Below are 19609 nucleotides of genomic sequence, written 5' to 3'. Positions count from 1 at the left end.
AGGCTGCCAAGTTGAAATGGGGCCTTCTTTTTTATTTATCTATTGACGAATAATTGACAGCGTCCGACACATTTTTCTGTATTTCGTTTTACCGCGTGATATCGCTTATCTTATTTAAATCGACGGCAAGAATTTTATCAATATTTATGTTAAGTTGCTAAAATAGGGATTAGTTCTGTACTAAATAGAGCTAGCTCGCTCATATATCAAACTATTCACTTTCTATCGATGAATTAATGGAATGATGAATGTAGGTCAGATTCAATTTATTTCTGTTGTGCTCAACAATGGATATACGAAGGATAGAGTGTCATCACAATGCGTAAACTGATTATCTCCATTTTAGCTCTTATCATTATTATTTCGGTCATTGTCGTTACCAACTACAATAGTATTCAGCAAAATGATGAGGTTGTTGACGCTGCCGCATCCGAAGTGATTAACCAATATCAACGTCGTGCTGATCTTATTCCGAATTTAGTCAATACGGTAAAAGGTTACTCTGGTTATGAAAATAAAGTTCTCATGGAAGTTGTGAAATTAAGGACGGAAGTGGGGCAAATTAAAGTGGATGCAAGTGCATTATCAGATCCGGCTATTTTAGCGGAGTATCAAAAAGCACAAGCACAATTAGGGCAATCATTATCCCGTTTATTAGCCATATCGGAAAGTTATCCTGATCTTAAAGCCAGCCCATTATATCAAGATTTAATGACGCAACTGGAAGGCGCTGAAAATCGCATTACCGTTGCAAGGGGTCGTTATATTGAAGCCGTTCGTCAATATAATACACAAATCAGAAAGTTTCCTAGCAACTTGATTGCAAGTTATTTTGGGTATTCTGCAAAAGCGAATTTTAAAGCAGATAACGAACAGGCGATAAAAACAGTACCTACGGTGGATTTTAATTGAAATATCGGCATGTGATCTGGCTATTATTGTTCTGTGTATTTAGCAGTGGAAGCTGGGCTACGCAGCGAATCCAACTCCCTGCATTGGGTAGTGATAGGGTGCTCGACCGTGCAGGCCTATTAAGTGAGTCGCAATACCACACTTTAAATAGCCAGTTATTAAATTTTGAAAAGCAGCGTGGTGATGGCACACAATTTGTTGTTTATATTGTTCCAACTACAGGTAATGAAACAATAGAACAATTTTCATTACGCGCGTTTAATCGTTGGGGGTTAGGCCAAAAAGGCAAAAATAATGGTGTATTGCTGGTTGTATCGATAGACGATCGCAATATGCGCTTTGAAGTTGGGTATGGTTATGAAGGGGTCATGACCGATGCGATTGCTGGGCGTATCATTCGTCAAAGTATGATACCTGATTTTAAAGACAACCAGTATTACGCTGGGATCCAAAATGGCGTATCTCGTGCGATTAATGTGATGAATGAGGCACCAGACTATCAAATGGGGGAAGTGCATAATGGAATTGTGCTACCAAAGAGTGTAGAACATTATAAGCTTTTCTATTTTATATCATTTATCGCAGCTTATTTTACGATGTTATTTTATGGTACTAAAAAGCGTCGGCTATATCTTGAAAAAGAAATTTATAGCATAGAGTATGCGAGTAAATCCAAACGGGCAAAGAAACAGAAACAGTTAGCCAAGCTGAAAAAGTATTATCAATATAAATACTACTTTCCTTCGTTATTTAGTACCTTGTTGATGACGATACTCTATTATTTAGCACTCATGTTATTGGCGATATGGCTAGAAGGAGACTTTAGCCCTATTTTATTCCTGTTTGTGGCGCTATTTTTTGTGGTAGGGAGCATGTTTGCTACTCCAATACTGTTTCTTGTGATCCATACCATTTCGCCTACTTACCGACAACAACGACGGGAATGGCATGATATTTGCCGTTACTATTATTTACCCTCTTCTTCTTTTAGCTCATCAGACTTTTCGAGTTCATCGAGTTCATCGAGTTCATCAAGTGATAGTTCCAGCGGAGGTGGTGGTGGATCCAGTGGCGGTGGCGGTGCGTCAGGGAGTTGGTAATAAAACAAGATGTATGAAGGTCGCAAAGTGCGGCCTTCATACTATTTGGAGATAGAGGCTATGGCCTTACACCAAGCGTGTGGCAAATCGCATATGTGAGTTCAGAACGGTTTAAGGTGTAGAAGTGAAAATCTTTCACCCCTTCACGGCTTAAAATTTTCACCATATCCATGGCGATTGAAGCACCCACCAAATTACGGCTTTCAGGGTCATTATCAAGGCCTTCGTACATTCTACTCATCCATGATGGAATTCGTACATTGGTTAGTTTGGCAAACCGCTCAAGTTGGCGAAAATTTGAAACAGGTAAAATACCGGGGACAATTTCAACATCAATACCTGTTGCGACGCAGCGGTCACGAAAACGCAAATAACTTTCTACATCAAAGAAAAATTGCGTAATCGCACGGTTGGCTCCTGCATCAATTTTCTTTTTCAAACTAATTAAGTCAGCCTGTGCACTTTTGGCCTCAGGGTGCACTTCGGGATAAGCCGCTACGGAGATATCAAAATCTGCCTCTGCTTTGAGCAGCTCAACGAGATCGGCTGCATACATATCTGGCTTACGGCTGTTATCGGGAAGATCACCGCGTAATGCAACAATTTGGCGGATACCGCTGTTCCAATAATCACGTGCAATTTCTCTGAGTTCATCGCGTGTTGCATCGATACAGGTTAAATGAGGCGCAGCGATTAACCCTGTTTTTTCTTTGATATCTTTAATAATGCTATGGGTTCTATCACGCTCACCTGAGTTTGCGCCATAAGTAACAGAGACAAATTTTGGTTTGAGGTTTTTCAACCTATCAATAGATTTCCAAAGGGTCTGTTCCATCTCTTCAGTGCGCGGCGGAAAAAATTCAAAAGAGACATTAATTTGTCCATCTAATTCAGCTAAATTTTGATTTAGCGCTTCGCGCTGATTTGCGTGAAAGAAACTCATACCCTGACCTCATGACTTTGTATATAGCGAAACCATTATGGTATCGATAGTTTATTATATCCATTTAAGTGTCTATACGTTTAGACGTCTAAACAAAGATTACCGGATATTCATGCAGAGTCAACACTTAAATGAAATAGTGTTGTGAGGGTTTTTCAGTCGTAACTGGAAAAAAATTCATGTTAACAAATGGCGCAATAACCCGAAGTTATTGCGCGCAACACATTTTTATTCAGTCAGGCAGAAATGTTCGATCAGTTGGCTGAGCAGTTGGCGAGTCGGTTCAATAAATTTCATATCGATAAACTCATCAGGTTGATGTGCTTGCTCAATCGAGCCAGGGCCGAGCACAAGTGTCGGACATAGCGCCTGAATAAACGGCGCTTCAGTGCAATAGTTGACCGTCTCAGCTTTCTGACCCAGTAACTGTTCAATCACAGCCACCATTTTATGATCCGTTGGGCACTCATACCCAGGAATAGGGGGATGGAGAGACTCAATTGTTAAGCGTCCTGGCCATCTTGCTTTTACAGGCTCCAACGTCTCATTTAATAGCTCATCCAAATCTTGCAAGGTCAGCCCCGGCAATGGACGAATATCCATATGTAATTCACAGCATCCACAAATACGGTTAGCCGCATCACCCCCATGAATATGACCAAAATTCATCGTCGGGTAAGGGATCACAAAAGCAGGATTGTTATAACGCTCTTTCAATGTATTACGTAGCGTCATCAGATGTGAAATAGACTCATGCATTAATTCGATAGCATTCACGCCTCTTTCTGGGTCGCTTGAATGACCTGATTGCCCCGTAATACGGATGGCATTCGAAATATGCCCTTTGTGCGCACGTATCGGTTGTAATGAGGTCGGCTCCCCAATAATCGCAAAATCAGGACGAAGTTGTGTACTGGCTGCAAAGTAACGCGCGCCTGCCATTGAGGTTTCTTCATCTGCGGTTGCAAGTATATGCAATGGGCGAGTTAATTTACGGGTATCAATGTCACGTAAGGCATCGACAATGAAAGCGAAAAAACCTTTCATGTCGGCAGTGCCGAGACCGTATAACTTGCCGTCATGCTCTGATAGCGCAAAAGGGTTTTTACTCCAACGCCCTTCATCAAAAGGAACTGTATCGGTATGCCCACACAGCATTAGGCCGCCATTTCCTTCCCCTATTGAGGCATGTAGGTTGTATTTATCACGGGTATCCGGTACAGGTTGAATATTGACCGTAAATCCGAGGGTTTCCAACCATCCACCCAGTAATTCTACTAAGGCTTTATTACTCTGATCGAGTTGCGCATCAGTAGCACTGATAGAAGGAGTGGCAATTAATTGGCGATAAATCTCAATAAATGCAGGTAATTTAATATTCACTGTTGACAGCCTTTATCCATAATAGTATCAATATTCATGCACTTTATTTGAATAAAAATACACATTAAACTGTTTGGGTCACGAGCACAAGGTAGAAATCTATGTTGAACACACTCATTATCGGGGCCAGTGGTTATACTGGAGCGGAATTGGCAGCCTATCTGCAGCGTCATCCTGAAATAAACCTTCAGGGATTGATGGTTTCAGCGCACAGTGCTGATGCAGGTAAGTGCTTCTCTGAGTTGCATCCCCAGTATAAAGGCATTATCGATATGCCCGTGTTGCCATTAACCGATGTTGCAGCCGCGGCACAAGGTATTGATGTTGTCTTTCTTGCAACCGCTCACGAAGTTAGCCATGACATTGCGCCTCAGTTCCTAGAAGCAGGGTGTGTCGTATTTGATCTGTCTGGGGCTTATCGTGTTCAAGATGCCGCTTTCTATCCGAAATATTATGGTTTCGAACATACAAACAGTCAGTGGTTAAATCAAGCAGTTTACGGTTTAGCTGAGTGGCAAGCCGATAAAATTCGTCAAGCACAGTTAATTGCCGTGCCGGGGTGTTATCCAACGGTTTCTCAATTAGCACTAAAACCACTGATCGACGCCAAGTTACTCGATGACCATATGTGGCCAGTGATTAATGCGACGAGTGGTGTTTCTGGGGCAGGTCGTAAGGCGTCAATGACCAACAGTTTTTGTGAAGTGAGTTTACAACCCTATGGCATCTTCACGCATCGCCATCAACCCGAAATTGCAACCCATTTAGGTCGTGAAGTTATTTTTACTCCGCACTTGGGGAATTTTTCACGCGGTATTTTGGCCACCATTACCTGCAAAGTGAATCGCGGAGTGACAGACGAACAAATTCGTCAAGTATTCAAAGATGCTTATCAAAATAAGCCATTAGTCCGTTTGTATGAAAAAGGTGTTCCTGCCCTGAAATCAGTGGTAGGCACACCGTTTTGTGATATCGGCTTTGTGTTAAAAGGTGAGCACCTGATCTTAGTCGGAACAGAAGATAACCTATTAAAAGGGGCTGCCGCGCAAGCTGTGCAGTGCATGAATATTCGTTTCGGTTTCAATGAAACGCAATCACTATTTTAGTGCCAACGAACTTATTTAAGGATAAACCCCATGCAACCATTAGTGATTAAATTGGGCGGTGTATTACTCGATAGCGAAGAAGCGCTTGAAAGATTGTTTAATGCATTACAAACCTATCGTCAATCTCATCAACGACCTTTAGTGATCGTGCATGGTGGTGGTTGCTTGGTGGATGAGCTAATGCAAAAGCTGCAACTACCGGTGGTTAAAAAGCAAGGATTGCGTGTGACGCCTGCTGATCAGATAGACATTATCACAGGCGCGTTGGCTGGCACCGCCAATAAAACATTGTTGGCGTGGGCAACGAAATATCAGTTACAAGCAGTTGGGTTATCTTTGGGGGATGGGCAAAGTGCTGTCGTCACTCAATTAAATGACGAACTTGGGCATGTCGGCGATGCAAAGCCGGGTGACGCTAAATTATTACAGCTTTTACTCGGTGCAGGCTATTTACCAATCATTAGTTCCATCGGCGTGACCGAAGAAGGGTTATTGATGAATGTTAATGCCGACCAAGCCGCAACAGCCATCGCACAAGCGTTAAATGCGGATCTCGTATTGCTATCAGATGTCAGTGGCATCCTTGATGGTAAGGGTCAAAAAATTAATGAAATGACAACGGAAAAAGCACAGAAGTTAATTGAGCAAGGCATTATCACGGACGGCATGATCGTAAAAGTTAATGCCGCATTAGAGGCAGCCAAAACATTGCAACGTCCTGTCGATATCGCCAGTTGGCGTCATGCAGAGCAACTACCAGCTCTATTTAACGGTACTGCTATTGGCACACGGATTTTAGCATCCTAAAGCGGATGCGTTTGGTTGGCGCGACCACCAAGAATGAATGAAAACTTTTTAATTGAGCGGAATCGGGATAGGTAAGTTATGAAAAAGGGCATTAAAAAAATTGTATTAGCATATTCAGGTGGTCTAGATACATCGGCAATTATTCCATGGTTAAAAGAAAACTATGATGATTGCGAAGTGGTTGCTTTCGTTGCCGATGTAGGACAAGACAGAGAAGATCTCGTTGGCGTTGAGCAAAAAGCATTGCAATCAGGTGCATCGGAATGTCATGTGGTCGATCTACGTGAAGAGTTTGTCAAAGAGTATATCTACCCAGTATTGAAAACTGGCGCGCTCTATGAGGGAAGCTACCTGTTAGGGACTTCAATGGCACGTCCTATTATTGCTAAGGCACAGGTTGAACTGGCTCTGAAAGTTGGTGCCGACGCGGTAGCGCATGGCGCAACAGGTAAAGGAAATGACCAAGTGCGTTTTGAAAGCACTTATAGCGCACTTGCGCCACAGCTAAAAGTTGTTGCGCCATGGCGTGAGTGGGATTTGCGTTCGCGTGAAGCCCTATTGGATTACCTGAAAGAGCGTCATATTCCAACGACAGCCAGTTTAGAAAAAATTTATAGTCGTGATGAAAACGCATGGCATATTTCTACCGAAGGCGGCGTATTAGAAAGCACATGGAATGCAGCAAACCAAGATTGCTGGGTCTGGACGGTCGATCCGAAAGATGCACCAGATGAAGCAGAGCTAGTGACTGTCGGTGTGAAACAAGGGGAAGTGGTTTCTGTTAACGGCCAAACATTATCTCCGCTGGGATGTCTTGAAGCTTTAAACGTCCTCGGTGCTAAACATGGCGTCGGCCGTATTGATATTGTTGAAAACCGTTTAGTTGGTATGAAGTCTCGTGGCTGTTACGAAACCCCAGGAGGCACCATCATGATGGCTGCTTTACGTGGCATTGAGCAACTCGTTCTCGATCGCGACAGCTTTAAATGGCGTGAGCAACTAGGCTTAGAAATGTCCTACGTGGTTTATGATGGTCGTTGGTTTGCGCCTTTGCGTCATTCACTGCAAGCAGCAGCAGAATCTTTAGCGCAAGACGTTACTGGTGAAGTGGTTCTGAAATTGTATAAAGGCCAAGTAACTGCTATCCAGAAAAAAGCAGATAACAGCTTATATTCTGAAGAGTTCGCAACATTTGGTGAAGATGAAGTTTATGATCACAGCCATGCTGGTGGCTTTATCCGTTTGTACTCTCTTTCGTCGCGTATTCGTGCGCTAAAAGGGCAGAACAAAGCGAAATAGTTTTATTGATGTACACTTCCCGACAGCTATTTGCTGTCGGGTATCACATTTATTTTATCAATCAGATAGGGATCAGTTATGGCACTTTGGGGTGGACGTTTTAGTCAAGAAGCCGATCAGCGGTTTAAACAATTTAATGATTCATTGCGTTTCGATTATCGCTTAGCGCAGCAAGACATTATTGGTTCGGTTGCATGGTCAAAAGCGTTGGTCACTGTTGGGGTGCTATCAGAGGCAGAGCAGCAATCTCTTGAGCAAGCGCTAAATGCCTTATTAAAAGAGGTGCAAGATGATCCTGAGCGCATTTTACAGAGCGATGCCGAGGATATTCATAGCTGGGTTGAAGGTAAACTGATTGATAAAGTAGGTGATTTAGGTAAAAAACTGCACACTGGACGTAGTCGTAACGACCAAGTTGCCACCGATTTAAAATTATGGTGTAAAGATCAAGTCGCGCTATTGTTAGAAGCTGTGGTAGAACTGCAAAAAGCGTTAGTGATCACCGCGGAAAATAACCAAGATGCGGTCATGCCCGGTTATACCCACTTGCAACGTGCACAACCAGTGACTTTTGCTCATTGGTGTTTAGCGTATAGTGAAATGTTAGCGCGTGATGAAAGTCGTCTAAAAGATACATTAAAACGTTTAGATGTTAGTCCTCTAGGTTGTGGGGCTTTAGCGGGAACTGCTTATGATATCGACCGTGAGCAACTGGCATCGTGGCTAGGTTTCTCATCGGCAACGCGTAATAGCCTTGATACAGTTTCAGATAGGGATCATGTTCTCGAATTATTATCCGATGCAAGTATTGGTATGGTGCATTTATCCCGTTTTGCAGAGGATCTTATTTTCTTTAACAGTGGCGAAGCGGGGTTTGTTGAACTTTCAGATAAAGTCACTTCAGGCTCTTCATTAATGCCACAAAAGAAAAATCCTGATGCACTTGAGTTGATCCGTGGTAAGTGTGGTCGTGTACAAGGGGCATTAACAGGAATGATGATGACCTTAAAAGGATTACCGCTAGCCTACAATAAAGATATGCAAGAGGACAAAGAAGGGTTGTTCGACGCTCTTGATACTTGGTTAGACTGTCTCCATATGGCGGCTCTGGTGCTTGATGGTATTCAAATTCGTCGAAATCGTTGTGAAGAAGCCGCAAAACAAGGCTATGCCAATGCTACTGAGCTGGCGGATTACCTTGTTGCTAAAGGCGTTCCTTTCCGTGAAGCTCACCATATTGTCGGCGAGGCGGTGGTTGCTGCGATTAGCCAAGGGAAAGCATTGGAAGAGATGGCATTAAGTGATTTGCAAAAATTCAGTGATACTATCCAACTCGATGTGTATCAGATCCTCTCATTGCAATCTTGTCTAGATAAGCGTTTAGCAAAAGGCGGAGTTTCAAAGGAACAAGTCGCTAAGGCAATTACGGAGGCTAAAGCACGTTTAGGGATTTAACTCATTGAATTTACAAGATAGTGTTTAAAGTGGGATAAAATGGCGGGGTAGATAACTACCCCGTACATGCGATTAAAAGTTTAATACTTAAATATAGTTAATTGTTAAAAGGCCTAACAGTATCCTTTCGCCAATCCCGTTATAAATATAAGCTCCTAGACCATCGTTAATTATTTCCCAATTTTTAGAATCTCATTGTTCCTTAAGATCTCATCTTTCTTGGGTCATATTTACTTTGTCATTTAAGCAATTAAATATTAACTATCGATTTCAAGAGTCATTCGTACAGGATAGAGCCTGTCAGAACAGTTACTCTAATGTATGCTTATTTTATTGAACCTGTATCAGCAACGCTGAATGCAGGGCGAGTAATAATACCATTAATGAGCAAACAAGACTCTTTTCAGATTTAAGTGTAACGCTTTCATACTTAAAACCTATTGCTGAATTATGGTTTATAACTAACTGTTTTTGATTGCCTTTTACTATATTAGAGGTATTTAACTGAAACCATAGCTAAGCCTTTTTCTTTATTAGTCCAATTAAATTGATAAATGCTGCGGTTGTCTTCAGTTTTCTTCCATTCGCTAGATGGTGATTGCTTTGTATAATTAAAACTTGATGTTTTTACTTTATTCTCTTCACTATTATAACAATTTAATTGAGCATTGTTGTTATTAAAAGAATAGTTGCAAGGAGGATATACAATCATTGCTTTAAATGTAATTGTTGTGCTATTAGTTTTTGCTTGAACGTTAGTTGTAAATAAAGCAGTTGCGATCAGAGCAAAAGATAACGCTGTTTTGATTGTATTCTTAATCATGGTATTAGTCCTCGATATATATTTAAGTAACTTAATTCGCTTATATTGTTTCCACAAGTTTGGATGAAGCGAATTATATAGATTAAAGTTTGCTTTGGGTGTTAATTTTAAAAAGCAAATGTGAGTAAATATATTTGAAATTGATTAATAATATTGATTGTACGCATTCCCTCCCAATTTAGTTAATTAGAGTTTAATTCTGTGTATAATGACTCATTGTAGGTATTTGGCTTTATATGCTTCTTTTTGTCTCCTTTTTGATGGTTTTATCTGTTGGTGTGGAGGTGGTTTTGGTTGTCTTTTTAATTAAAAATATAAAGTAAATTGCAATGATTTTTTATTTATTTTTTAATGGAAATTAATAAAACAATGATAAAAATAAACATAATGTATCTAAATATTTCATCGAGTAAGTGAATTATTAAATTACGCTATCTACGATTTATTCTGTTTTCACAGTAATCAAACGGTGACAGATTGAAATACGCATATTGCGATTAATTGTTTTATTTTTTAATTGTTAGATGAAGCTTTTTTATATAACGATAGCGTTATACCTATTCGATAAAAATTGACTGACTAAAATGAAATTGGCCTACTTTTTTGTATTAAACGGTTTATGTGTCGGTGTTGGCCTGCATACTTACACTATCTTGTTTTGCATGATGTCATGTTCTTAGCATAGCGGTGTATCTCATCATGAAAGTGATAGCATCAATCATCGAACTTGGTTTGCTTTTCTATTTGTGACTAAGAGAGATATCATTAGGGCAGATAATCGTTGCCCAAAACGATGAATGCGTTGTTTATCGAGTAATTCTGTCGTGAGCAAGGCGTTTGAAATCTACTCACTCGATAAATGAATGTGAGTGGGTTTAGTTGATGGCTCAAGGTACGTTGTATGCTTTTCATAGCGTTTCTCCTTTAGCTATACCCACATCAGGTGTTCAGCATTCAAGAAAATCACTATTCCATTAACGTCAACCTTCCTTTTCCTTTTGTGTCTCTATTTTTCTCCTTCTTGTTTACATAAATATAGCTCTATTTGATAAATTTAAAGTCCTTTTAGGTTAATAATATGTTGCAAAATATTGGCGTAAAATATTGAAAATAATTACTTTGATGATGTTTTTGTGGAGTTAAATTTCATTTATTTTTAATAATTTAGTTTGATATTTTATCACCTGTGGTGTTTTTTTGAGCGTAGCCTGAGTAACTAAATCAAAAACAATAATGTAAATAATGTGTTGCTATATGATGAATAATTGTTTCTATTTTTTGCATTTAGAGTGAAATTTTATTTCATGCAAAATATAAAAAATAATAATTATTTCAATTAATTATATTATTTTATCCCTATTTTTTTAATTCATAATTAGTCACTTAAATTTACATTTTGATATAAATTGAGTGAGCGAGACAAAATGTCACGTTGCAAATGATGAAGAATTATTGAACATGTCAATTCTAATTGATAGTTAAAAGCATTAGATATCTGGTATACTGATTGGCAGTTTATATTAAGAAGGGCGACAAAATGAACATTCGCGATCTGGAATATTTAGTGGCATTAGCTGAGCATAAGCATTTTCGTCGTGCAGCAGACTCTTGTCATGTGAGTCAACCAACATTGAGTGGCCAAATACGTAAGCTAGAAGAAGAACTTGGGGTTATGTTACTAGAAAGGACTAGCCGCAAGGTTTTATTTACTCAACAAGGATTGCTACTTGTTGAACAAGCAAGGACGATTTTACGCGAAATTAAAGTCTTACAGGAAATGGCGGCTCTACAGGGGGAAAGCATGTCTGGCCCTTTACATATAGGGTTGATCCCAACGATCGCGCCTTATCTTTTGCCCCTTATCATTCCTGAATTGCACAAGCTCTTCCCTAAACTTGAAATTTACCTACATGAAGAACAGACACAGCAACTGTTGGCTCAGTTGGATAGCGGTAAATTAGATTGTGCTATTTTGGCGCAAGTGAAAGAAACAGATCCTTTTATTGTTGTACCCTTGTTTGAAGAGCCAATGAAGCTCGCCATCTATGAAGGTCACTCATGGCAGGGGCGTGACACTATCGAGATGAATGAGCTATCTGGCGAGAAATTATTAATGTTGGAAGATGGCCACTGCTTACGTGACCAAGCGATGGGCTTTTGTTTTCAAGCGGGGGCTAAAGAAGATACACATTTCCGAGCAACAAGCCTAGAAACGCTGAGAAATATGGTGGCAGCAGGAAGTGGAATTACATTATTGCCTGATTTGGCCGTGCCTCATGAATCCTGCCGTGATGGTATTTGCTATCTGAACTGTATTCATCCAGAGCCGAAACGTACAGTAGTATTAGTTTATCGCCCAGGCTCACCGTTACGTGGTCGCTATGAACAGCTTGCTGAGGCTATTTATAATTTGATGAGTAGCTATTACAGTAATAAAGCGCGCTAATAAGTAGGGTGTGGCTAGAGAAGTGATTGCCGTATTAGGTTCGGCAATCACTTAATAGCTTAAAACAGGCGGTTTAAGCCATTTAATGCGGCAACGCGGAATGCTTCTGCCATCGTAGGATAGTTGAAGGTCGTATTCACAAAATACTCGATGGTATTTCCTTCCCCTTTCTGTTCCATAATAGCCTGACCGATATGAATAATTTCAGCGGCTCTTTCCCCGAAACAGTGGATGCCTAAAATTTGCAATGTTTCACGGTGGAATAAGATCTTCAGACTGCCCACGTTCATACCTGCAATTTGGGCGCGTGCTAAATGTTTAAATTGAGCACGTCCGACTTCATAGGGGATCTTCATCGCTGTCAATTCTTGCTCTGTTTTACCAACAGAACTAATTTCAGGGATGGTATAGATGCCGGTAGGAATATCTTCAACTAAGTGTGCATTACCTAAGTCTTCTGCTATAGCTCGAGCGGCAATACGACCTTGGTCATAGGCAGCAGATGCAAGGCTTGGATAGCCAATAACATCACCAACAGCATAAATATGTTCATTAGAAGTGCGGTAAGCGCTATCGACTTTAATCAAGCCACGGTTATCTGCTTCAATACCCACATTCGCTAAACCTAACTTATCCGTATTCCCCGTGCGACCATTCGCATACAGTAAACAGTCTGCTTTGACTTTTTTGCCTGATTTAAGATGGACAATCACGCCATCAGGAACACCTTCAATTTTTTCATACTCTTCATTATGACGAATAACGATACCGCTATTCCAGAAGTGATAAGAAAGTGCATCTGACATTTCTTGATCTAAAAAGGCAAGTAAGTGATCGCGTGTGTTGATTAAATCAACTTTGACACCTAACCCGCGAAAGATAGACGCATATTCACAACCAATCACCCCTGCACCATAAATAATCACGTGGCGTGGTTCATGGGTTAGATTTAGGATGGTATCACTGTTGTAAATACGAGAGTGGTTAAAATCGACATCGGATGGGCAATAAGGACGCGACCCTGTCGCAATTACGATATTATCTGCACTGAGAACATCGCAACTACCGTCGGAATAGCGAACACTCACATGGCGTTCATCAATAAAAGTGGCTTCACCAGAGAACATTTGGCAGCCATTACGCTCATAAAAACCTTGGCGCATACGCGTTTGTTGACTGATCACGCTTTCAGCATGCTTGAGGATTTCAGAGAAAGAGGAGCGTAAGGAGCGAGAATTATCGCTGTAGAGTGGATTTTGGTTAAATTCGATAATTCGGCTAACTGCATGGCGGAGGGCTTTGGAGGGAATGGTTCCCCAGTGGGTACAGCCACCGCCGACACTATCATAACGTTCTATGACGGCGACGTTTTTTCCTTGCTTCACCAGTCCCATGGCGGCGCCTTCTCCACCCGGCCCGGAACCAATGACAATTGCATCAAAATGGATGTGTTGCATGAGGTAAGACCTGCTCTAAAACAAAATGACAACATGATGTTAGCATATCCGCCGATTATTTACCCGCTTTACTCATGTACTTTTAATTAATGGCTTTATTTAATGTTTTTATTTTGAAGCGTATTCACAAAAAAGCTTTTTTATTGCTTAGCGAGTTCTCTAATCAAATGACGGGAAATTAAGCACGGTTCTACGAATAAAAAGCCTTCACCTATTGAAAAATGATTTAGTGAAATTCTGAAAAGCGGTAATCTGTACACTTAATCGCTTTTTCCCTCAAACAGCCTAATAAATTTGAGGTATGCTAGAGAGGTGGTCACACCCAAGTTTTCATATTTTGGTATATTAATGGCTGTTTAATGACATAGAAATCAGGATCACCGTGAGCAATCATATTGGCGTTAGAGCAAAACAGAAAGAAAAAACTCGTCGTTCGCTCATTGAAGCCGCATTTAGCCAATTAAGTGCAGAACGTAGTTTTACAAGCCTTAGCTTACGCGAAGTTGCGCGTGAGGCAGGTATTGCACCCACTTCATTTTATCGTCATTTCAAAGACGTTGATGAGTTAGGGCTGACTATGGTTGATGAAAGTGGTTTGATGTTACGCCAGCTTATGCGACAAGCAAGGCAGCGTATCGCGAAGGGCGGTAGTGTGATCCGAACGTCAATCTCAACTTTTATGGAATTTATCGGTAATAACCCCAATGCCTTTAGGTTATTATTGCGAGAGCGCTCTGGTACTTCTGCTGAGTTTCGTGCTGCAGTTGCACGGGAAATCCAACATTTTATTGCTGAATTAGCAGATTACCTTGAACAAGAAAGCCATATGCCACGCTATTTTACAGAGCTACAAGCAGAGTCTATGGTGACCATCGTGTTTAGCGCGGGTGCAGAAGCGCTTGATATCGATGAAGAAAAAAGGCGGCATCTGGAAGAACGGCTTGTACTTCAGTTACGCATGATCGCAAAAGGTGCGTATTACTGGTATCGCCGTGAACAAGAAAAACAAAATCAAACTGACCCCGATCTCACTAAATAATATAAGGAGAATCAATGACGGAACACAATCGCAATGAGAAAAGCACGTTACTATTAGCATTAGTGATTGGCTTATCAACTCACGGAACTTTCTCTGCTCTGTTTAACTCCTTAGTAGAGTTTTCTATTTTCCCTGTTATTAGTTTAATCGTCGCAATTTATTGTTTACATCAACGTTATTTGCATCATGCGATGCCTATCGGTCTACCTAAGTTTGTTGTAGGTAACTTTTTCTTAGGGCTATTTGCTTATGCAGCTATCTTACGAGTGCAACATCCAGACGTAGGTTCGAGTTTTATTCCTTCAATCATTATTGTCGCGCTCGCGTTGTGGATGTACACAAGTTGGAAGGCACGTAAACAAGAACAAAAAGAGCTTGCAGAAGAAAACGAAGCTGAAGTTTAATCGCGTTTCCAAACCGCTCTAACCAATAACGCCGCTATGCCAACATTGCGGCGTTTGTGTATTTTATCGGAGCAAAACACGAATAATTTCTTAACCAAATTTTCATCTTCCACTCGCAATAAAATAATCGTCAGTTAGCTACGGTGTATATTAAAAATAGCAAGGTTGCCACCTGACTTAATGAATAAAAACAACAGGTGGCAAGTAAGATTTAGCGGCGTGTCAGCAGCACACCACTTTCCATATGATGGGTATATGGGAATTGGTCAAATAGAGCGAGTTTTTTGATTTGATGGGTCGCATTCAGGACAGACAAATTATCGCATAGGGTTTCCGGATTACAGGAAATATAGAGAATATTGTCATATTCTTGCACAAGCTGAACGGTTTTATCATCTAACCCGCTTCTTGGTGGGTCAACAAATATGGTGTTGCATTGGTAATCTGCTAGGTTAATGCCATCGAGTCTTTTAAATTCACGCACTCCTCGCATGGCTTGTGTAAAGTCTTCTGCTGACATGCGAATAATTTGTACATTATCGATTTGGTTTGCCGCAATATTATATTGCGCGGCTGCTACCGATGGCTTGGCTATTTCAGTGGCTAAGACTCGTTCAAAGTTTTGTGCTAAAGCCAGTGAAAAGTTGCCATTTCCACAATAAAGCTCCAGTAGATCGCCAGTTGCCCCTTGAGTGGCATCAATCGCCCATTCCAACATTTTAATGTTTACTTGAGCGTTTGGCTGAGTAAAGCTATTTTCTACTTGGCGATAAATCATATTTTTGCCATTCACCGGCAAAATTTCATCAACATAATCGTTGTCTAACATGATTTTGGTTTTTGAAGCGCGGCCGATAAGCTGTAAATCAAAACCTTTATTGATTAACGTTGTTTTTAATTGTTTGGCTGCTTCAATCCACTCTTCAGTGAGTTTTTTATGGTAAAGCAAAGAGACAATTAATTTATTACTCAGCGTCGAGAGATAATCAATTTGGAAAAGTTTATGGCGTAAAAGCGCATTTTCTTTTATCAGTGGCAAAATTTCAGCCATGATATTGTTGATCAGTTGGCTTGCTACAGGAAATTGATCGATACGCACACGCTCTTTAGTCTCTTTATCAAACATGATGTGAAATAAGTCATCACCATCATGCCATACTCGAAACTCTGCGCGCATACGATAATGAGATTCTGGTGAGGTAAATACCTCAGGTTCCATTGCCGTATAGGGGGCCATCATCGTTTTCAGACGTTCTACTTTTTCTGCAAGTTGCAGTTCATAGTGTTCAGTATTCATTAGTGTGGCCCTATTCATAAAAAACAGTAAAAAAATAACATCAGGGGCGAAATTGTAGGGCAAGTGGGGCAGATGTCCAGTTTTTGATTCCACATCGCATAGACACATACCTTCAATCCATTTAGGATAATGCGACTATGGTCGTAAAGAGTAAATAGGGAACTCGGTGTAAGTCCGAGACTGACGCGCAGCGGTGATGAAGGAAAAAAGAGATACAACACTGTTATTAATTAATGGGAAGTTGCCTCTATAGTTAATTTTTACCCAGATGGGTATGACTTCTCAGTCCGAAGACCTGCCATAGTTTAATCGCTTTGTTGGATATTAGCGCGGATCTGATATTCGGCCTCGCGGAATTTTAATCTCATTGATATTCCGGATTTATTATAATGAATAAGAGTAAGTTACTACCGCTATCGGTTGCTGCTATGGCAGTGTTGTGTGGTATTTCTTCTTTAGCAAGCGCAAACAATAAATCAGATGAAATGGTTGTGTCAGCGAATCGCTTTGAGCAGCCCATTTCATCAATACTGGCCCCTGTGACGGTCGTTACGCGTGAAGACATTGATCATTGGCAGTCTAATACTGTGATTGATGTATTAAGGCGGCTACCGGGTGTGGATATTGCGCAGTATGGTGGTATAGGACAGCAGAGCTCCCTCTTTATTAGAGGCTCAGAGTCTCGCCATGTATTGGTATTAATTGATGGTGTTCGTTTAAACCAAGCGGGTATTTCTGGCTCATCAGATATGAGCCAAATTCCTATCTCTTTAGTTCAGCGAATCGAATATATTCGTGGAGCAAGATCGGCTGTTTATGGCTCGGATGCAATTGGTGGTGTTGTTAATATTATTACTCGCCGAGATAATGTAGGAACCACATTAAATGCGGGTATTGGTTCTTATGGTTATCAGAATTATAACGGCTCAACTCAACAGAAAATCGGTGAAAATACAACAGTAACCGCTGCCGCAGCTTATACCTATACAAAAGGATTTGATCTAGCACCTAAGGACGTTAGTCCACGTGACTACGATAAAGATGGTTTTCTTAATAAATCATTATGGCTAGGTGTGGAGCATCAGTTATCATCTGAAATATCAGCTTATGCGAGAGCATATGGATATGATAATAGAACTCGTTATGATGCCTCTGAATACTCAGGTGTGCGGGTAGATACCCGTAAACTTTATAGCCGTACATATGAAACTGGGGTTAAATATCATCAAAAGCAATACTCAACCTCACTATCCGGAAGCTATAGTTACGTTAAAGATTACAATTTTGATCCAAGGCAAGGGCAGTATGCTAGCTCTTCTAATCTAGATGAATCAAAGCAGTATAATATTCAGTGGGGTAACAATTATCGTTTAGATAAAGGTAATATTAGTGCGGGTATAGATTATCAGCGCCAAAGCATAGAGCCTAACGGCTATGCTTTAATAACTAAAAAAGAAACCATGAATAACACGGGGCTCTATTTGACGGGGCAATACTCGTTTGTTGATTCTGTTATAGCTGAAGCCGCCGTTCGCACGGATCATCATTCAGAATTTAATTGGCATACGTCATGGCAATCAGGGCTGAGCTGGGAATTTTATGATGGGTATAAACTGGTTGGATCATACGCAACAGCATATAAAGCACCTAATCTAAGTCAACTGTACGCATATTCTTCATCAAATTGGGGAACAACAAAAGGTAATCCGAACTTAAAACCAGAAGAAAGTAAGCAGTGGGAAATTGGTGTTGAAGGAATAACGGGACCGCTATTCTGGCAAATTAATGCTTATCATAATGATATTGATAACCTGATTGAATATAAATATGGCGATTTTATCAGTACATATGAAAATATTGGAAAAGCAGAAATTAAAGGTATCGAGTGGGTTGGTGAATTTAGCACTGGTTTTTTACATCATCAATTAACATACCAATATGTCGATCCCAGAAATAAAAAGACGAACAAAGTATTGGAGCGCCGAGCTAAGCAACAAGTGAAATACCAATTAGATTGGAATATTGCTGAGGTAGATATGGGGCTAACTTATCACTATATAGGTTCGCGTTATGATAATGACTTTTCCCAATCACCATCAAAACGTCTAAAACAAGGGGGGGTTAGCCTTTGGGATCTCACGGCGGCATATCCAATCACTTCACAGCTCACAATTCGTGGTAAAATAGCTAATATGTTCGATAAAGACTATGAGACCGCGTATGGTTATCGCACCGCTGGAAGAGAATATTTCCTTACAGGAAGCTACAACTTCTAATCACAACCTATCTATTCGCCCGACCATCCTTGTGTTTGATTCAGGGGTGGGGGGGCTATCTGTATATCGGGAAGTCAAAAAATTACTCCCTAACGCACATTATATATATGCATTCGATAATGAAGCCTTCCCCTATGGCGAAAAGAGTGAAGAATTTATTATCGATAGGGTGTATCAACTCGTTGATGCTATTGCGAAAAAACACCCTTTAACGATAGCAATTATTGCCTGTAATACAGCCAGTACCGTGAGCTTACCGAACCTTAGAGCCCATTTTCGTTTCCCAGTGGTTGGTGTCGTGCCAGCAATTAAACCTGCGACTAAATTAACGCGAAATGGTGTTGTTGGATTGCTTGCAACCAAAGGAACGGTGAATCGCGAATATACTAAAGAGCTAATTGAACGGTTTGCAACAGATTGCAAAGTGCTCTCGCTGGGTTCTGCCGACCTTGTTCAACTAGCGGAAAGAAAATTACATGGCGAACAAATTCCGCTAGATGAAATTGCCAATGCAGTGAAGCCATGGTTAAGAATGCCTGAACCTCCTGATACGGTGATCTTGGGTTGTACGCATTTCCCTCTATTAATAGAAGAACTCGAACAAGTGCTACCAGATGGCACAAGATTTGTTGATTCAGGGGCGGCGATCGCGAGACGTGCGGTTTGGCTGATTAATAATCAAGCAGAAGAAGTGATTGATAGTCAAGAAAAAGACTTTGCATATTGCCTTTTAATGAATGATGCCGCTTTAGCATTACAACCTGTATTAGCCGCCGAAGGGTTCAATAGGCTACAAAAACTGGTGATTTAAGCTAAATTTGATGGTAATCTGAGCAAACGAAAAAAAAACGTAAAAAAGGGG

General features: G+C 40.6%; 16 protein-coding genes and 1 riboswitch. Of the genes, 11 read left to right on the top strand and 5 right to left on the bottom strand.

Annotated elements, in window-relative coordinates:
- Positions 1 to 318: 318 nt before the first annotated feature.
- Both PR699_RS18505 and PR699_RS18500 read left to right on the top strand, forming a co-directional pair.
- Positions 319 to 912: a LemA family protein gene (locus PR699_RS18505; protein WP_004924584.1), complete on the top strand. Its 594-nt coding sequence runs from the start codon at positions 319 to 321 to the stop codon at positions 910 to 912.
- The gene (locus PR699_RS18500) at positions 909 to 2012 is read left to right on the top strand and encodes a YgcG family protein (RefSeq protein ID WP_014657258.1); all 1104 of its coding nucleotides are present in this window, start codon (positions 909 to 911) and stop codon (positions 2010 to 2012) included. The genes PR699_RS18505 and PR699_RS18500 overlap by 4 nt, the downstream gene beginning before the upstream one ends.
- 58 nt (positions 2013 to 2070) lie before the next feature.
- Here the strand turns inward: PR699_RS18500 and metF are convergent, their stop codons facing one another.
- A complete protein-coding gene (metF, locus tag PR699_RS18495; RefSeq protein ID WP_004924579.1) occupies positions 2071 to 2955 on the bottom strand; it encodes a methylenetetrahydrofolate reductase in 885 nt (294 codons plus the stop codon).
- 228 nt (positions 2956 to 3183) lie between these two features.
- Positions 3184 to 4338, bottom strand: a complete 1155-nt coding sequence (gene argE, locus PR699_RS18490) for an acetylornithine deacetylase (RefSeq protein ID WP_014657261.1) — start codon at positions 4336 to 4338, stop codon at positions 3184 to 3186.
- 101 nt (positions 4339 to 4439) lie between these two features.
- Between argE and argC the strand changes: the two genes are divergently transcribed.
- The 4 genes from argC (at position 4440) to argH (ending at position 9005) form a co-directional block, all read left to right on the top strand.
- A complete protein-coding gene (gene argC / locus PR699_RS18485; RefSeq protein ID WP_014657262.1) occupies positions 4440 to 5444 on the top strand; it encodes an N-acetyl-gamma-glutamyl-phosphate reductase in 1005 nt (334 codons plus the stop codon).
- A gap of 30 nt (positions 5445 to 5474) precedes the next feature.
- Entirely contained in the window at positions 5475 to 6251 is a 777-nt protein-coding gene (argB, locus tag PR699_RS18480) for an acetylglutamate kinase (RefSeq protein WP_004924569.1), read from the top strand.
- A 78-nt stretch (positions 6252 to 6329) separates the two neighbouring features.
- Entirely contained in the window at positions 6330 to 7550 is a 1221-nt protein-coding gene (locus PR699_RS18475) for an argininosuccinate synthase (protein ID WP_004924564.1), read from the top strand.
- 78 nt (positions 7551 to 7628) lie between these two features.
- A complete protein-coding gene (argH, locus tag PR699_RS18470; protein ID WP_014657263.1) occupies positions 7629 to 9005 on the top strand; it encodes an argininosuccinate lyase in 1377 nt (458 codons plus the stop codon).
- 490 nt (positions 9006 to 9495) lie between these two features.
- Here argH and PR699_RS18465 read toward each other — a convergent pair whose 3' ends face one another.
- The gene (locus PR699_RS18465) at positions 9496 to 9828 is read right to left on the bottom strand and encodes a hypothetical protein (protein WP_004924557.1); all 333 of its coding nucleotides are present in this window, start codon (positions 9826 to 9828) and stop codon (positions 9496 to 9498) included.
- Between the two features lie 1537 nt (positions 9829 to 11365).
- Here PR699_RS18465 and oxyR point away from each other — a divergent pair.
- Entirely contained in the window at positions 11366 to 12274 is a 909-nt protein-coding gene (gene oxyR, locus PR699_RS18460) for a DNA-binding transcriptional regulator OxyR (RefSeq protein WP_014657264.1), read from the top strand.
- A 59-nt stretch (positions 12275 to 12333) separates the two neighbouring features.
- On the opposite strand, the gene sthA is transcribed toward oxyR, so the two are convergent.
- Positions 12334 to 13731, bottom strand: coding sequence for a Si-specific NAD(P)(+) transhydrogenase (sthA, locus tag PR699_RS18455; RefSeq protein ID WP_004924458.1), 1398 nt, complete (start codon positions 13729 to 13731; stop codon positions 12334 to 12336).
- Between the two features lie 394 nt (positions 13732 to 14125).
- Here sthA and fabR point away from each other — a divergent pair, with 394 nt between their 5' ends.
- Entirely contained in the window at positions 14126 to 14770 is a 645-nt protein-coding gene (gene fabR, locus PR699_RS18450) for an HTH-type transcriptional repressor FabR (protein ID WP_169342372.1), read from the top strand.
- Positions 14771 to 14784: 14 nt separating this feature from the next.
- Entirely contained in the window at positions 14785 to 15174 is a 390-nt protein-coding gene (locus PR699_RS18445; protein WP_004924454.1) for a YijD family membrane protein, read from the top strand.
- Positions 15175 to 15385: 211 nt separating this feature from the next.
- Here the strand turns inward: PR699_RS18445 and trmA are convergent, their stop codons facing one another.
- Positions 15386 to 16471 (bottom strand): tRNA (uridine(54)-C5)-methyltransferase TrmA, encoded by a 1086-nt coding sequence (trmA, locus tag PR699_RS18440; protein WP_014657265.1) that lies wholly within the window; start codon positions 16469 to 16471, stop codon positions 15386 to 15388.
- A gap of 121 nt (positions 16472 to 16592) precedes the next feature.
- Positions 16593 to 16789, top strand: a riboswitch (cobalamin riboswitch).
- Positions 16790 to 16857: 68 nt separating this feature from the next.
- On the opposite strand from trmA, the gene btuB reads away from it, so the two are divergent.
- Positions 16858 to 18747 (top strand): TonB-dependent vitamin B12 receptor BtuB, encoded by a 1890-nt coding sequence (btuB, locus tag PR699_RS18435; RefSeq protein ID WP_193372046.1) that lies wholly within the window; start codon positions 16858 to 16860, stop codon positions 18745 to 18747.
- Entirely contained in the window at positions 18692 to 19558 is an 867-nt protein-coding gene (gene murI / locus PR699_RS18430; RefSeq protein WP_014657267.1) for a glutamate racemase, read from the top strand. The genes btuB and murI overlap by 56 nt, the downstream gene beginning before the upstream one ends.
- The last annotated feature ends 51 nt before the right edge of the window (positions 19559 to 19609 follow it).

The sequence above is a fragment of the Providencia sp. PROV268 genome, from assembly GCF_028477805.1.
Taxonomy (GTDB): domain Bacteria; phylum Pseudomonadota; class Gammaproteobacteria; order Enterobacterales; family Enterobacteriaceae; genus Providencia; species Providencia stuartii.
The sequence above is the reverse complement of the archived record's forward strand: the minus strand, read 5'-3'. Positions and strand labels throughout refer to the sequence as shown.

Coding starts and splice junctions, on each gene's coding strand:
- oxyR (WP_014657264.1), top strand. CDS start 11,366: ATGAACATTCGCGATCTGGAATATTTAGTGGCATTAGCTGAGCATAAG.
- trmA (WP_014657265.1), bottom strand. CDS start 16,471: ATGAATACTGAACACTATGAACTGCAACTTGCAGAAAAAGTAGAACGT.
- murI (WP_014657267.1), top strand. CDS start 18,692: ATGGTTATCGCACCGCTGGAAGAGAATATTTCCTTACAGGAAGCTACA.
- argC (WP_014657262.1), top strand. CDS start 4,440: ATGTTGAACACACTCATTATCGGGGCCAGTGGTTATACTGGAGCGGAA.
- argB (WP_004924569.1), top strand. CDS start 5,475: ATGCAACCATTAGTGATTAAATTGGGCGGTGTATTACTCGATAGCGAA.
- argH (WP_014657263.1), top strand. CDS start 7,629: ATGGCACTTTGGGGTGGACGTTTTAGTCAAGAAGCCGATCAGCGGTTT.
- metF (WP_004924579.1), bottom strand. CDS start 2,955: ATGAGTTTCTTTCACGCAAATCAGCGCGAAGCGCTAAATCAAAATTTA.
- sthA (WP_004924458.1), bottom strand. CDS start 13,731: ATGCAACACATCCATTTTGATGCAATTGTCATTGGTTCCGGGCCGGGT.
- PR699_RS18505 (WP_004924584.1), top strand. CDS start 319: ATGCGTAAACTGATTATCTCCATTTTAGCTCTTATCATTATTATTTCG.
- PR699_RS18475 (WP_004924564.1), top strand. CDS start 6,330: ATGAAAAAGGGCATTAAAAAAATTGTATTAGCATATTCAGGTGGTCTA.
- PR699_RS18465 (WP_004924557.1), bottom strand. CDS start 9,828: ATGATTAAGAATACAATCAAAACAGCGTTATCTTTTGCTCTGATCGCA.
- PR699_RS18445 (WP_004924454.1), top strand. CDS start 14,785: ATGACGGAACACAATCGCAATGAGAAAAGCACGTTACTATTAGCATTA.